Here is a 14,229-nt window from a genome sequence, read left to right on the forward strand (position 1 = left end):
TCATTCTAAAATGAAAAATAAAAAAATCTTATTTCATATTCACAAACTGCAGCGGCAATTCATAATTTCCTTTCCGGCATAACGAGATCACGGCCTGCAGATCATCTATCTTTTTTCCACTCACCCGTATCATGTCGTCCATTTGCTGTGGCTGAACTTTCAGTTTGGTGTCTTTGATGTCTTTCTGAATTTTTCTTGCCGTGTCTTTATCAATTCCCTGTTTTATTTTCAGATCCTTCCTGATCATGTTTCCGCTGGCGTAATGTTCCTTTCCTTCATCAATGCAGCGCGGATCGATCTGCTGCTTCACCATCCTGTTGCGCATAATGTCTATGATGGAATTCAAACGCATCTCGTCTTCAGTAACAATTTGCAACGTAAGATTTTTCTTATCGAGATCAATCGTCGTTTGTGTTCCTTTGAAATCAAAGCGTCCGAAAATTTCTTTGCGCGCAGAATTGATCGCATTGTCGAGCGTCTGCACGTCAATCTTTGAAACAATATCGAAGCTGGGCATGAATTTATTTTTTGATGAAGGGAATTGTTTTCAGCAGTGCGCCATTTTCATTATACAAAGCAAGTTCGTAATAACCGTTTGCATAGTTGCTCACCTCCAACTGCTGCAGATTTTTTCCTGAAGTAACTTCTCCAACTATTCTCCCATTCTCATCAATAATCCTGTACGTTCGAACCTGATCAGTTTCATTGTAAATGAAATTCAGAACATCATGAGCGGGAACAGGAAAAATAACAAGGGTATTCAAAGACGCGCCACCATCGTTCGTCGTCATATTGATGAGTTGTTCCCGCATCGGGAATTTCACCACATAGCCATCTCCATTGGAATGATTGGTCATTTGATAAGCGCCGGGAGTCACTGCAAGATTTGTACTGTACGTATCGCCGCACGCGATCACGCTCGTATCGCGCGTTACACATTCGCCGTATAACGCGTCCGTTCCATTGCCACCCATGAAAGTTCCTGAGATCATATTTCCGCTGGTATCCATCTTGATCACAAATCCATCGGAAATTCCGCCGTAAATATTCTGAATCGCATTTGCGCTCACCGGGAAATTACTGCTCTGCGTATTGCCGCAAATAAAAATATATTTTCCGAGACGATCCATTGCAAATCCGTTATCCACATCATTTCCTCCAATGAAAGTGGACCAGATCAATTGTCCTGAAGGATCGAATTTCGAAACGAACACATCGCTCTGCGCCGACTTGATCGATTGAAAAGAATTTCCCTGTATGGGAAAATCAATGCTGTAAGTGAATCCGGAAATGTAAAGTGCACCAGAACTATCGGAAACTACCGCATTGCAATCTTCTGTATTCGATCCGCCGAAAAAAGTAGAATACAAACGTGTTCCGCTCATCGAGAATTTCACGAGATAAACATCCGGCTGCGTGATCATGCCATTTTGAAAAGCATCAAGTGTTACCGGAAAATTAATGCTGTATGTTCCGCCCACAAAAACAATTTCTCCCTGCGGAGTCACTGTTACCGAATGAATATCTTCTGTATTCGTTCCTCCATAATAGGAGATCCATACCGGGTTCAGCGAAGCAGAAAAAACACCAATGAATGCGTCCACCGCTCCGCTCAATGTTTGCTGGTAACCGGTAAATGCAAATGGAAGATCTGTAGAAGTGCTGGAACCCGCAATGACAATTCTTCCTGATGTGTCGCGCGCAATGGAGAAGGCCTGGTCGGAACCGGTGCCGCCGAAATAAGTGGAGCGCACCAATTGCCCGGAATCATTGAGCATGACAATGAATGCATCGTAACTTCCGCCGTTTGTATTCTGCGGCGCATTCATCATGGGAAGATCGGTGCTGCTGCTCATTCCGCAAATTGCATAAAGTGAATCGAACTTTGCAACAGCATAAGCTCCGTCGAAATTATTTCCGCCGTAGTAAGTGGACCAGAGACAATTTCCATTGGAAGCAAAACGACAAACAACTGCATCGTAACTCGCATGAAGTGTATCCTGGAATGAACCGGGAGAAGAAGGAAAATCAGCGCTGCCGGTTCTTCCTGTTACCACTGCGCCACTGTCGGGAGTAACGCAAGCACCGAATAATTCATCAGCAGAATTTCCACCGAGATAAGTGAGCCATGTTAAAGTTGCCGACTGCGTTCCGGGATCTCCATTGCGTTCTGAAATATGATAGCGGGGTTTGATAACACCGGGCGTCCATTCCGAAAATTCATTGGCTTCAATTACCTGCAACCGGGAATTATTATTGACAAGAAATTCGGAAAATGAACCGGCGTCATTAAAAAATAAATATCCTGCTTCTGTTTCAGAAACAAGAGGAGCAACATTTGAACCGGCAATTTCAAATTCCGTGTTATGATCATAAGCGCCGGGGCGAACCGTAAGTTTCCGTTCGAGAAAATTTCCGTTCACAGAAAATTCAAGAGTACATCCGTCCCAGATATTCCGGTAAACTATTTTTTCAAACGAACGAATATTGGCAAACGAATTTCCATTGTAATAATTCGTCCGCGTCGGAATAATATTAATTCCTTCCGGAATGTATCCTGCGAAATCTTCGGGATCGTTACTATCGGGGAAAAGGAACCAGGTTGTGTTCTCATGCAAACTATCGGAATGCTGTACGACAAAATATCCGCGATCGGTAAAAAAATATTCCATTGCACCTGTTCTCAGGATGAATTTTACATTCACGATAAGATGCGTTCCGCCACTGATCATTTCTTTCTGAAAACACCGCTCTTCGAACGCAGGTTTTCTTTTCCATTCATTTATGGCGGAAGAAGAGAGCGATGAAAAAAAGAATAAGTAAAAAAAGAAGCGGTTCATTGGTGATTAATTGCTTTCCGGATGAAAATCTTTATTAAAGTTATACCATTTCTGCATTCGGTGGGGAGGATAATATTTGTAATTTAGTTCGCCCGAAAAATCTGCCTCATAACCATCAATATTAAAAAAATGAAACTAAGGATCGTACTCTTTTTCTCTTTAGTGATTTCTGTTTTCATTATTGTGAATGGGACAAACGAAGCATTTGCCAACAACGCAGGTTCCGGCCCGGGATATACGGGTTCTCCTGCCGATGGACAGAATTGCACGCATTGCCATACCGGAACTGCCACAACGGTTGCCGGTTGGATCACTTCCAATATTCCGGGAAGCGGATACACGCCTGGAACGACTTACACGATCACGGCTACTGCAACGTTGAACGGTATCAATGAATTCGGTTTTGAAATTTCGCCGCAGAATATTAGTGGAAATTATATGGGAACGATCGTGGTAACCAACTCAAACGAAACGCAGATCACCGGTGCAAAATACATTACGCACAAAACGGCAGGAACAGCCGGCACCAATTCAAAAACATGGACATTCAATTGGATTGCTCCACCATCCGGAAGCGGGCCTGTTACTTTTTACGGAGCATTCAATTGTTCGAACAACAACAACATGTCAAGTGGAGACATCATTAAACTTTCTACGCTTTCAGTAACCGAACTTGCTCCTGCAGGAGTTGATTGCGGAATATTTTCCATTGTAACTCCGGTTGCTGCTGCATGCGATTCTATAATTACTCCAGTGGTTAAACTCGGCAATTACGGAACAACAACACTCGACAGCGTTAATATCAATTATTTCATTGACGCAAATACGCCTTCCACTTTCACATGGATTGGAAGTCTTGCCACTTCTTCATTTACAAATGTTACACTTCCACCGGTCATTGCTTCTGCTGCCGGATCGCACACATTCACCGCCACCACTTCTTCCCCGAATGGAGGAAGTGATATTGTAACTTCGAATGACACGCGTGTTTCAAGTTTCAATCTTGTATTTGCTGGAAGCGCTCTTCCTTTTTCCGAAGGATTTGAATCAACCACATTCCCACCTGTGGGATGGGTACGGAATAATCCTGACGGACTTACCTCGTGGGCGCGCGTAACGACTGCGCATTCGAGCGGGGTAGCGAGTGCGAAACTGGATAATTATAATTACAGTTCCATTGGGGCGAGAGACGAACTCGTTACACCGGCGATCGATCTCACTACTGATGCTAATCCATCGCTGAGTTGGGAAGTTGCTTATCGTTTGTACACCAATCCTGCTTCTGCCAGTCCACAATCCGATACGCTCACCGTTTACATTTCCACCGACTGCCAGCAGACGTGGATACAGATTTATAAAAAATACGGTGTGCCGCTTACTACAATCACGCCCGCTTACAGCACAGCGGCTTTCACTCCTACTGCTGCGCAATGGCGATTGGAAACAGTTTCGTTATTGCCTTATCAGACTTCTTCGAAAGCGTACATTAAATTCGTGAACACCACTGATTTTGAAAATAATCTTTACCTCGATGATATTTACATCAATGGACCGGCCGCTGTGAATGACCCGTTGTCGGCATTTATTTCTGCCGCACTTTATCCGAATCCCTGCCTGACCGGCGGGCAGGCTGCGAGTGATAAGATCACGATCGATTACCAGTTGAAAGAAAATGAAAAAGTTTCCATTGACATTTTTGATGTGGATGGAAAAATATTAAAAAGCGTTCAGCCCGAAGAAAAAACTTCCGGAAAATATTCTGAAGAGATCAGTGTGAATGATTTTCCTGCCGGAATATATTTTGCACGTCTCACAGCAGGAACTTCCGTCGTGACCAGGAAATTCGTTGTGACAAAATAATTTTTTTGTAAAACCAATCAATCCTCTATACTAAAAAAAAAACCGAAAACTGTCCTATGAAACAAATCAAGATCGGCAGCGGAGAAAACAACAATGTTGTACTCGCGCATCCAAGTGTCTCCCCGAATCACCTCGAAATTCTTCTCGATGACAGTGGAAATTATTATCTAACGGATCTCAATACGCATTACGGAACATTTGTGAATGGATTCCGTGTGCAGGGTTCCGTTCAACTGCAACTTCGTGATATGGTGAAAGCCGGCGATATCACTATTCCATGGCAAACTTATTTTGCACCCGCCGGAGCTTTTCAACAGACTGCTCCTCCTCCACAAATGAATCCGGGAATGAATCCCGGTATGAATCCGCAAATGAATCCCGGCATGCAGGGAAATCCCATGCAGCCGATGATGCCGCAAAGATCTTCGAAGAAAAAACTTTTCTTCATTCTCGGCGGAGGAATTCTCGGCGTGTTGCTTATCGGTTTTCTTCTCATCTGGTGGTGGACGCGCGGAAGTGATGCACATCTTAAATTCATTCCGAGAAATGCAGTTTTTGTGGCTTCCATCAATATGAAAGGAATTGCTTCGAAAATAGATCTCGATAAGATCAAGAATTCTGTCTTATTCGAAGACATGAAAAAAAATATGGACCATGGTAATGATGCAGTGTCGCAAGCCATGAATGATCCGATGTCTTCCGGCATTGATATTTTTTCGAAACCTTATTTTTTCATGACCGTCGATCACGACGATTATGAAAATCTTTACACGGGCGGAATTGCATTCGCTATTAAGAACGCTGACGATTTTTATTCCTTCATCCAGAAAACAACTGACCACTCCGTGGAAGGTACCGGCGATTTTCATTATGTGAAAATAGACGGGCATTCCTGCGTAGCATGGAGCAAGGACGGCGGAATTTTCATCGGCACCGACAAACATTCCGACGACATGAAAGATTATGCGCGTTCACTCATTGAGCAGCCGGAAAAAGAAAGTATTCTTTCGAATGATGCGTTCGGAAGTTTCCGCAGTGCTGATTACGATATCGGCGCGTTCCTCAATTATGACGGGCTCCGGAAAATTCCATTCATCGATATTCCTGATTACATGAAAGGAACTGCGATCATCATGAAACTGAATTTCAATAATGGTGAACTCGATTATTCAGCAGAATATGTTCCTTCGAAAGATAATGCCAATGCTCTTCCTGATGTGATCGGAAAGTCGGGCATCAATGCTGATCTGAAAAAATCTATTCCCGGCGGATCTTTCGGTTTCGCTGCAGTCTCTGTGAACATGAAAGGCCTTTATGATTACATGGACAAGGATGATAAAATGTCGATGTACCTCGATGAGATCGCAGAGAAAATGGATATGAAGCGAAAAGATCTTGCTGATATTTTCAGCGGCGATGCTTATTTCGCACTTTCTGATTTCAAAGAGAAAATTGTTTCCACGCAGGTTCCTGACTATGAGAACTACGACATCTACAATTATTATGGCTTCTCTTACAAAACGGAAATCGACACCGTTCTTGATTCACGTTACATTGTCGGCATTACGGTGAACAATCCTGATCTGTGGAGCAAGATGATGGAAAAATCTGAGCCGGTAGATACCGGGAACGGAGTAAAAATGTGGAGCACCGGTTATTATTCCAAGGTTTATTATTTCATGGGCCATCATGGAAAAAATTATTTCATCACCAACGATTATCAGACAGCCAGTGATCTTTCTTCCAATGGCACCACCGGAAAATCTGTTTCGGGGCCGAATGATGACCTGCTTTCAAAAAATCCGTTTGCGGCTTACATGAATCTTGATTACAGTTCTTATCCGCTCATCCTGAAAAAATCACTGCAGGATCAGATGGGCGACCGCGAATACACGACGGCCAGCGAAGCATTGAAGATCTATGATCATGCGTCGTTGACCGGCGACGGAAAAACATCTAACCTGAATATCTATTTCAAAGACAAAACAACAAATTGCATCAACACACTTTACGGTGCTTTCAATGACGCTTACAAGAAAGAACGCTATCATTAATTTTAAAACCGAACGGCTCCGCAAAACGGGGCCGTTTTTTTATGACTCCTTCCAATTTCGATCGCATGCTTGAACTCGTGGATGAAGTTTTTTCCACGCGCCACGATCCTTCTCAATTGCAGGTGAACGAAGATGTGCTCCATCGCTTGCAGAAAATTCATCCCGCAACTTTATCCGAAGAAAATAATAACGGGCCCGTTGCCTGGATCCTCATTATCCCGACAACAGAAAAAATCATGAACGAATTTCTCAATGGAAAAATTTCAGAGCAGGAATTATTCGACAAAACATTTCCCGGTGAAAAATATGAAGCGATCTATCTCTGTTCTGCCACCGTGTTGCCGGAGCACAGGAAAAAAGGGCTCGCGCTCATGCACACACTGCGTGCGATAAATGAAATCCGTAAAGACCATCCTGTAAAATTTCTATTCGTGTGGCCCTTCACTAACGAAGGAAAACTGCTGGCGGAAAAAATTGCTGAACGGACAAATCTTGAATTGAAGATAAAGGAAGCAGTTGAATGATGGTTTTTTTTGGAGCGCAACAGTTGTGCTATAAAGCAACCCTTGTCCTGCCACACGCGCTGACGGAGCAGGCGCGTATGTCAGGGCTAAGAATTCCCTTCATCACTTCTACTAAGAGGCTGTTTAAAATTCATTTTTTGGAATTGTTATGATGCCATTTTTGTTCAGCCGAGACGCATTTTGCAGGCCATAGTGGAGCGACTACGGCCAAGAAATGCAACCCCGCCTGCTAAAGGAAAATGGGTCGTGCGTGGGCGGGCAGGGAAGGATGGACAAAAATGGCGCATAACAAAACAGAAGGATGAAATTTAAACAGCCTCTAAGCAACCATTTGCCATCACTGCGTCTTTTTTTACACCACCTCACCCTATCCACAATGACAAAAAAAATATTTTTCTTCCTCCTTTTCATTTTCGCATTTTTATTTTCTGTTTCCGGAAAACAAACGATCGCTGCCTTCAACTCCGATACTGTACTGCAAACAATGCCGGAATATGCAAAGGTGCAGGACTCTCTCGAAAAATTGAAAGTGCGATACGACAGCATTTACAATCTCATTTTAAAAGAATACGGGCGCAAGGTTTCGCAGCTCGCAACCGACTCCGCGAAAATGTCACCTTTAATAAAACAAATAAGAAAGAAAGAGATCGGGGATATTGCATCAAGAACGTTGGAGTACCAGTTTGCCGTAGAAGAGGAATTGAGGGATCAGCGAATTAAACTTCTCATCCCGCTTTACGAACGAATAAAGATCGCGGCAGAAACCATCCGGAAAAAAAATAATTATCTCGCTGTTACCGATAATAAAGAAGGCCTGATGATTACTTCGGTAAATATTCAGCTGGTGAATATCACGAAAGCGATGATCGAAGAATTGAAAACAGGAAAATAAAAATCATTGCCGGCTGCCGTGCTCGTTTCCGGCAATTTCGCAACTTTTTCCCGAATTAATTCGGGATTTCGTATTTCGTACTACTGCCTCAGCAACTCTTTCGCATTTTTCACCGCGGCCTCTCCCGGTTTTCCGTCGCTCAGCATTTTTGCAATTTCCTGCACGCGTTCTTCCTTTGTCAATTCTTTTATGCGCGTAAAAGTTTTCTTTCCTTTTTCTTCTTTGTAAACGAACAAATGATTTTTTCCTTTGCTTGCAACCTGGGGCAAATGTGTAATGGAGATCACTTGCATGCCTGCCGACATTTTATCAAGAATGCTTCCTGTCTTCGCTGCAATGTCGCCGGAAATTCCGGCATCGATCTCATCGAAAATAATGGTAGGCAGAGCAGTGTGTTCTGCGAGAAGAGATTTTAAACTCAGCATCAGCCGCGACAATTCTCCGCCGGAGGCAACTTTATTCAGCGGTTGAGCTGCGCTTCCTTTATTCGCAGAAAATAAAAACATAACACGGTCCGTTCCTTTTTCGCCGGGCTCATTTAATTTTTCAAGTTGCACATTCAATTCGGCATTCGGCATTCCTAATCCTTTCAGCGTTTTTTTTACGGAAGAAATAAGTGTGCTTGAGGCAGCATTTCTTTTCTCAGAGAGTTTTGCAGCAAGATCAGAAAGTTTTTCGCGCATCGCTGACAGCTCTTTCGAAAGAACTTTAATCTGGTCTTCGAGTGAACCGGCCGTTTCAATTTTCTTTTCAAGTTCTTCTTTAACCGCGAGCAGATCTGAGATCGTTTTCACATCATGTTTTTGCTGGAGCCGGTAAATATTATCCAAACGTTCCTGCAGGATGGTAATTCTTTTCGGATCATGAACAATGCTGTCGTTGAGCGATGCTATCTCCGCAGAAATATCTTTCAGTTCAATATGCGCGCTGTTCAATCGTTCGTGAAGGTTATGAATTTCCGGATTGAATTTCGAAAGTTGCGCGAGTATGTTGCGCACAGACGAAAGCGTGGCCAGCATGTTCTCTTCTCCGCCATCGAGCACGCGGAAAGAATATTGCAAGCCGGTTTTTATTGTCTCGGAATTTTCAAGCGTTTCCAGTTCTGTTTCAAGTTTCATCTGTTCACCGGGATGAAGTTTCAATCCGGCAAGTTCATTGAACTGAAAATTAAAATAATCGAGATCTTTTTTTGCTTTTGCTTCTGCTTCAGAAATTTCATTCAGACGCGCGCTTGTTTTCCGGAATGAACGAAAACATTCTGAATATTCGCCAAGCAGTTTTTCATTCGCAGCAACAGCATCGAGAACAGACAACTGGAATTTCGATTCATTCAGCAACAACGTCTCGTGCTGGGAATGCACATCCACTAATTTATTCCCGATCTCTTTCAGCAAAGAAATATTCACCGGCGTATCATTGATGAAAGCGCGCGACTTTCCATCAACACTCACTTCCCTTCGTATCACCGAATCATTTTCATAATCAATATCATTCGCACTGAAAAAATCTTTCAACTCATATTCTTTCAAAGCAAAAGTTCCTTCTACAATGCATTTCTTCGTTTTATCCGCAAGTGCAGCAGCATCGGCACGATCGCCAAGTAATAATCCAAGTGCGCCAAGGAGAATGGATTTTCCCGCGCCGGTCTCACCGGTAATGATCGTAAATCCTTTCCCGATGCTGATCTCCAGCTCATCGATGAGGGCGTAGTTTTTTATGGATAAGGATTTGAGCATTATTTTGTCAATGCAAAATTAAATGGGTCGACCATTGGCCGACCCTTATGTTCGTAAGTAAGGACAAAAGTTTATGCTGTTACTTTCTTCAGCACTTCCGCCATTTTCTTCCCGATCGTAGCTGGAGAATCGACCACATGCACGCCGCACTCGCGGAGAATGGCCATTTTTGCTTCGGCAGTATCTTCTGTTCCGCCCACGATCGCGCCTGCGTGGCCCATCGTTCTTCCTCTCGGTGCAGTTTTTCCGGCAATGAATCCTACTACCGGTTTTTTATTTCCATTCGCTTTTATCCAGCGCGCTGCTTCTGCTTCGAGTCCGCCGCCGATCTCTCCGATCATCACTATTCCTTCCGTCTTAGGATCATTCATCAATAATTCCACTGCTTCTTTTGTTGTTGTTCCAATGATCGGATCTCCGCCTATTCCGATCGCCGTTGTAATTCCTAATCCTGCTTTCACAACCTGGTCTGCTGCTTCGTAAGTGAGCGTACCTGATTTGGAAACAATACCAATCGTTCCTTTGGTGAAAACAAATCCCGGCATGATCCCGACTTTTGCTTCGCCTGCTGTGATCACTCCCGGACAATTCGGCCCGATCAAACGACAATCTTTTCCTCGTAAATATTCTTTTACAGAAATCATGTCTTTCACAGGAATTCCTTCCGTGATACACACGATAACTTTAATTCCTGCATCGGCAGCTTCCATGATTGCATCAGCAGCGAAAGGCGGCGGAACAAAAATAATGGAGACATCGGCGCCGGTATCTTTCACTGCTTCAGAAACAGTATTGAAAACCGGGAGATCGAGATGCGCTGAACCACCTTTTCCGGGAGTTACTCCACCGACAACGTTGGTTCCGAATTCGATCATTTGTGTTGCGTGAAAAGTTCCTTCTGTCCCGGTAAATCCCTGGACAATGACTTTTGAATTTTTTCCGACGAGAACGCCCATTTAAATTTTGGATTTTCGATTATTAATTTTTGATCAACTCAAAATACTTTTTGAGTGTTGTAAAAATAAGGAAATTGTGGTTTGAATCTCAATCAACATTCAAAATCTAAAATCCAAATTCCAAAATCTAATTCTTCTTCACTCTTTCAAGATTCAATGAATTCGTAGGATCAACCTGCAGGCCTGAAATATTTTTCTGCACCAAGCGAACCACACGATCGTAATACAAAGGGATCACCGGCGATTCGTCAACAATGATCTGGTCCATGTGAAAGAAAAGATCGGCGCGGATACTGTCGTTCTGTTCCGTCAGGCATTTTTCATAGAGGCGATCGAATTCTGTATTGTGAAAATGCGTGTAGTTTGCACCCGCAGGAGAATAATTCTTACTATAAAAAATACTCATGAAATTTTCAGGGTCGGGATAATCGCAGATCCACGATTTCCGGAAGAAGAGCAATTTATTTTCCGCGACCGCACTCTGGAAAGTTGCGGGAGGTAAAACTTCGATCACCGCAGGAATACCGATCTCGTTCAACTGGTGAACCACATCTTCCGCAATGTCCTGGTAAGTTCCGGTAGTGGAAAGTGTGATCGGTTTCAATCCTTTTCCATTCGGAAATCCCGCGAGATCGAGCAATTGTTTTGCTTTGACAGGATTGTAGGAAAATCCGTGCAACAATTCCGGATCGTATGCGTGCATGCCCGGCGGAATGAATCCCCCATTGGCAGGAGTGCCAAGATTATAACGACGATAGCGCACAATATTTTCCCGGTCTATTGCATAGTTGATGGCCTGCCGCAGATATTTTATCCGCACCGGACTGTTCTTCACGATATCAAGATTTTCATCAATGAGAATTCCGAAGTAATCGGTCTTGAGAAATGGAGCCGACTGGAGAACAAATTTTTTCGAAAGATCTCCTGTCAATCGTCCTTCTCTGTCCAGCGTTTTTTCTTTATTGATAGCGTCAATACCCGTGATCATATCAATATCGCCGCTGGTGAATTCCATGAACGCAGATTCCGGATCTTTGATGAAAGTCACTGAAACAAGATCAAGATAAGGCAGGCGGTTTCCTTTTTCATCGAATTTGAAATACAATGGATTTTTTTCAAACACAAGATTGGAATTGTCTTTCCAGAATTTCAGTTTGAAAGGGCCTGTTCCCACAGGATTCCGGTAAAAATCATCACCGTAAAATGCAACGACCTCTTTGGGCACAACCGAAAAATATTTCATCGTAAGTACACCGAGAAAAGGTTTGAAAGGATGACGGAGATGAATGGTAAGTGTGGAATCGTCCGGACTTTCAATTCCCGGCTGACCATTTCCATCCAGCGCCACAATATCTACAAGCGTCGATGCATTGGAAATTCTTTTATCAAAAAGGCGATCGAAACTATATTGGAAATCGGACGCAACCACTCTTCTTCCTTTTCCGCCCGGAAATTGAGGGTTGTCCTGGAACACAACGTCTGTTCTCAAACGAAAAGTATAATCAGTTCCATCGTCACTCTGGCTCCACGATCTTGCAATACAGGGCTGAACTTCGAGGTCAGTATCCATTTCCACCAACCCATTGTACAATTGATTCAATGCCCAGTTATTTTCGAACGAACCTGCCTGCGCGGGATCAAGTGAGCGTACATCACCGAGTTCATTGAAACGGAAAATCTTCGAATCATCTTTTTCTTCCTTTGCTCCGCCACAATCTGAAAAAAGCGAAACCAGGAAAAATGCAGAGGAAAATAAGAATGCAAAACGGAAAACTTTCATACCATTTTTTGTCCAAACAAATTTGCCAAAATGCAGGAGGCGAATCAGGGACTACTCGGGGTGTATTATAAACAGGGTTATGAACAAAAAAGTCATTGCGGCAATGGGCATTGAGGCAATAAGGGTTTGAGATTTTAAGAAAATTAGAAATATTCTTTTTCGATTATGTGGCAAATTTCCGGTCAATGATTTTTACCGGTTTTTTCCCTATTATCCTAATACCTCAATAACCATTACCTTTATCGCCCAATGAAAAACTCCCGTTCTGTTGCATTTCATACACTTGGATGCAAACTGAATTTTTCAGAAACTTCCGCTATTGGAAGGCAACTTGCTGATGCCGGTTTTCAGAAGAAAGAATTCTTCGACGGGGCCGATGTTTTTGTGATCAATACTTGTTCGGTAACAGAAAATGCCGATAAGGAATGCAGGAAAATAGTGCGCGATGCACTTTCTGTTTCACCGGAAGCTTTCATTGTCATCATCGGTTGTTATGCTCAATTAAAACCAAAAGAGATCGCCGCTATTCCCGGCGTGGATCTTATTCTCGGCGCAACAGAAAAATTCAATCTTCCTCAATTTCTCGAATCGACTTTAAAAAAGAAATTCGCCGCCGTGCACTCCTGCGAGATCGCGGATGCAGGTACATTCGTGGGCGCATGGAGTTCGGGCGACCGCACACGCGCGTTCCTGAAAGTGCAGGACGGGTGCGACTACACGTGCGCCTTCTGCACGATCCCGCTCGCGCGCGGAAAAAGCAGGAGCGATAATATTGAAAATGTGATCGCGAGTGCAAATAAAATTGCTGAAAACGGTGTGAAAGAAATTGTTCTTACCGGTGTGAATCTCGGCGACTTCGGAAAAGGAATTTCGGGCAACAAAAAAAAGGAAGAGAATTTTCTTGAACTCATCACTGAACTGGATAAAATAAAAGGAATTGAACGATTCCGGATTTCAAGCATCGAACCCAATTTACTGACAGATGAGATCATAGAATTCGTTGCGCGATCAGAAAAATTCGTTCCGCATTTTCATATTCCACTTCAATCGGGGTCGGATGCAATGTTGAGATCGATGCGCAGAAGATACCTGCGCAATGTTTATCAGCAAAGAGTGGAAAAAATAAAATCGCTTATGCCGCATTGCTGCATTGGCGCGGATGTTATCGTTGGATTTCCCGGTGAAACAGAATTTGAATTTCTTGAAACCTACAATTTCCTGAATGCGCTTGACATTTCTTATCTCCATGTTTTCACTTATTCCGAACGTGAAAATACTGATGCGGTGAATTTAAAAGGAATTGTTCCCGTGGAAGAAAGAAGAAAAAGAAATAAAGTACTCCGTATGCTTTCTGAAAAAAAACTCCGGCATTTTTATTCGCAACATGAAGGAACGCTGAAGCCCGTGTTATTCGAACAGGAAAACAGGAATGGAATGATGTACGGTTATACCGATAATTACATCCGCGTAAAAGCAGAACATGATTCGTCTTTAATAAACAGGATCACTACTATTCCGCTTCACAGAATTGCTGCGGACGGAATTGTTGGCGCTGAGTTATTAGCAACACTGAAATAATTTTTTTGA

General features: G+C 43.1%; 10 protein-coding genes. 5 read left to right on the forward strand and 5 right to left on the reverse strand.

Annotation, left to right across the window (positions count from 1 at the left end; all coding sequences use genetic code 11):
- Window positions 1-28: 28 nt before the first annotated feature.
- A complete protein-coding gene (locus tag HY064_03545; GenBank protein MBI3509713.1) occupies window positions 29-517 on the reverse strand; it encodes a YajQ family cyclic di-GMP-binding protein in 489 nt (162 codons plus the stop codon).
- Window positions 518-521: 4 nt separating this feature from the next.
- Window positions 522-2,840 carry an SBBP repeat-containing protein gene (locus HY064_03550; GenBank protein MBI3509714.1) on the reverse strand — a complete coding sequence of 773 codons (2,319 nt, stop codon included), beginning with the start codon at window positions 2,838-2,840 and terminating at the stop codon, window positions 522-524.
- A 129-nt stretch (window positions 2,841-2,969) separates the two neighbouring features.
- Here HY064_03550 and HY064_03555 point away from each other — a divergent pair, with 129 nt between their 5' ends.
- From HY064_03555 to HY064_03570, 4 genes are all read left to right on the forward strand, one after another.
- Complete coding sequence (locus HY064_03555; protein MBI3509715.1) at window positions 2,970-4,700, forward strand: T9SS type A sorting domain-containing protein; 1,731 nt, start codon at window positions 2,970-2,972, stop codon at window positions 4,698-4,700.
- Between the two features lie 56 nt (window positions 4,701-4,756).
- On the forward strand, window positions 4,757-6,754 hold the full coding sequence (locus HY064_03560; GenBank protein ID MBI3509716.1) for a DUF4836 family protein: 1,998 nt from the start codon (window positions 4,757-4,759) through the stop codon (window positions 6,752-6,754).
- Between the two features lie 41 nt (window positions 6,755-6,795).
- A complete protein-coding gene (locus HY064_03565; protein MBI3509717.1) occupies window positions 6,796-7,278 on the forward strand; it encodes a hypothetical protein in 483 nt (160 codons plus the stop codon).
- A gap of 376 nt (window positions 7,279-7,654) precedes the next feature.
- Window positions 7,655-8,170, forward strand: coding sequence for an OmpH family outer membrane protein (locus tag HY064_03570; GenBank protein MBI3509718.1), 516 nt, complete (start codon window positions 7,655-7,657; stop codon window positions 8,168-8,170).
- An 80-nt stretch (window positions 8,171-8,250) separates the two neighbouring features.
- On the opposite strand, the gene recN is transcribed toward HY064_03570, so the two are convergent.
- The 3 genes from recN to HY064_03585 all read right to left on the reverse strand — a co-directional run bounded on the left by recN (window position 8,251) and on the right by HY064_03585 (window position 12,642).
- Window positions 8,251-9,906, reverse strand: a complete 1,656-nt coding sequence (recN, locus tag HY064_03575) for a DNA repair protein RecN (protein MBI3509719.1) — start codon at window positions 9,904-9,906, stop codon at window positions 8,251-8,253.
- A gap of 71 nt (window positions 9,907-9,977) precedes the next feature.
- The gene (gene sucD / locus HY064_03580; GenBank protein MBI3509720.1) at window positions 9,978-10,862 is read right to left on the reverse strand and encodes a succinate--CoA ligase subunit alpha; all 885 of its coding nucleotides are present in this window, start codon (window positions 10,860-10,862) and stop codon (window positions 9,978-9,980) included.
- Window positions 10,863-10,989: 127 nt separating this feature from the next.
- The gene (locus HY064_03585; protein MBI3509721.1) at window positions 10,990-12,642 is read right to left on the reverse strand and encodes an ABC transporter substrate-binding protein; all 1,653 of its coding nucleotides are present in this window, start codon (window positions 12,640-12,642) and stop codon (window positions 10,990-10,992) included.
- A 249-nt stretch (window positions 12,643-12,891) separates the two neighbouring features.
- Here HY064_03585 and mtaB point away from each other — a divergent pair, with 249 nt between their 5' ends.
- Window positions 12,892-14,220 (forward strand): tRNA (N(6)-L-threonylcarbamoyladenosine(37)-C(2))-methylthiotransferase MtaB, encoded by a 1,329-nt coding sequence (gene mtaB / locus HY064_03590; protein ID MBI3509722.1) that lies wholly within the window; start codon window positions 12,892-12,894, stop codon window positions 14,218-14,220.
- Window positions 14,221-14,229: the final 9 nt, after the last annotated feature.

The sequence above is a fragment of the Bacteroidota bacterium genome, assembly GCA_016194975.1.
Lineage (GTDB): Bacteria > Bacteroidota > Bacteroidia > Palsa-965 > Palsa-965.

Bases quoted from the DNA above. Each gene is read 5' to 3' on its own strand.
- HY064_03545 (MBI3509713.1), bottom strand. From the start codon at position 517: ATGCCCAGCTTCGATATTGTTTCAAAGATTGACGTGCAGACGCTCGAC.
- recN (MBI3509719.1), bottom strand. From the start codon at position 9,906: ATGCTCAAATCCTTATCCATAAAAAACTACGCCCTCATCGATGAGCTG.
- HY064_03565 (MBI3509717.1), top strand. From the start codon at position 6,796: ATGACTCCTTCCAATTTCGATCGCATGCTTGAACTCGTGGATGAAGTT.
- HY064_03560 (MBI3509716.1), top strand. From the start codon at position 4,757: ATGAAACAAATCAAGATCGGCAGCGGAGAAAACAACAATGTTGTACTC.
- HY064_03570 (MBI3509718.1), top strand. From the start codon at position 7,655: ATGACAAAAAAAATATTTTTCTTCCTCCTTTTCATTTTCGCATTTTTA.
- HY064_03555 (MBI3509715.1), top strand. From the start codon at position 2,970: ATGAAACTAAGGATCGTACTCTTTTTCTCTTTAGTGATTTCTGTTTTC.
- HY064_03550 (MBI3509714.1), bottom strand. From the start codon at position 2,840: ATGAACCGCTTCTTTTTTTACTTATTCTTTTTTTCATCGCTCTCTTCT.
- sucD (MBI3509720.1), bottom strand. From the start codon at position 10,862: ATGGGCGTTCTCGTCGGAAAAAATTCAAAAGTCATTGTCCAGGGATTT.
- mtaB (MBI3509722.1), top strand. From the start codon at position 12,892: ATGAAAAACTCCCGTTCTGTTGCATTTCATACACTTGGATGCAAACTG.
- HY064_03585 (MBI3509721.1), bottom strand. From the start codon at position 12,642: ATGAAAGTTTTCCGTTTTGCATTCTTATTTTCCTCTGCATTTTTCCTG.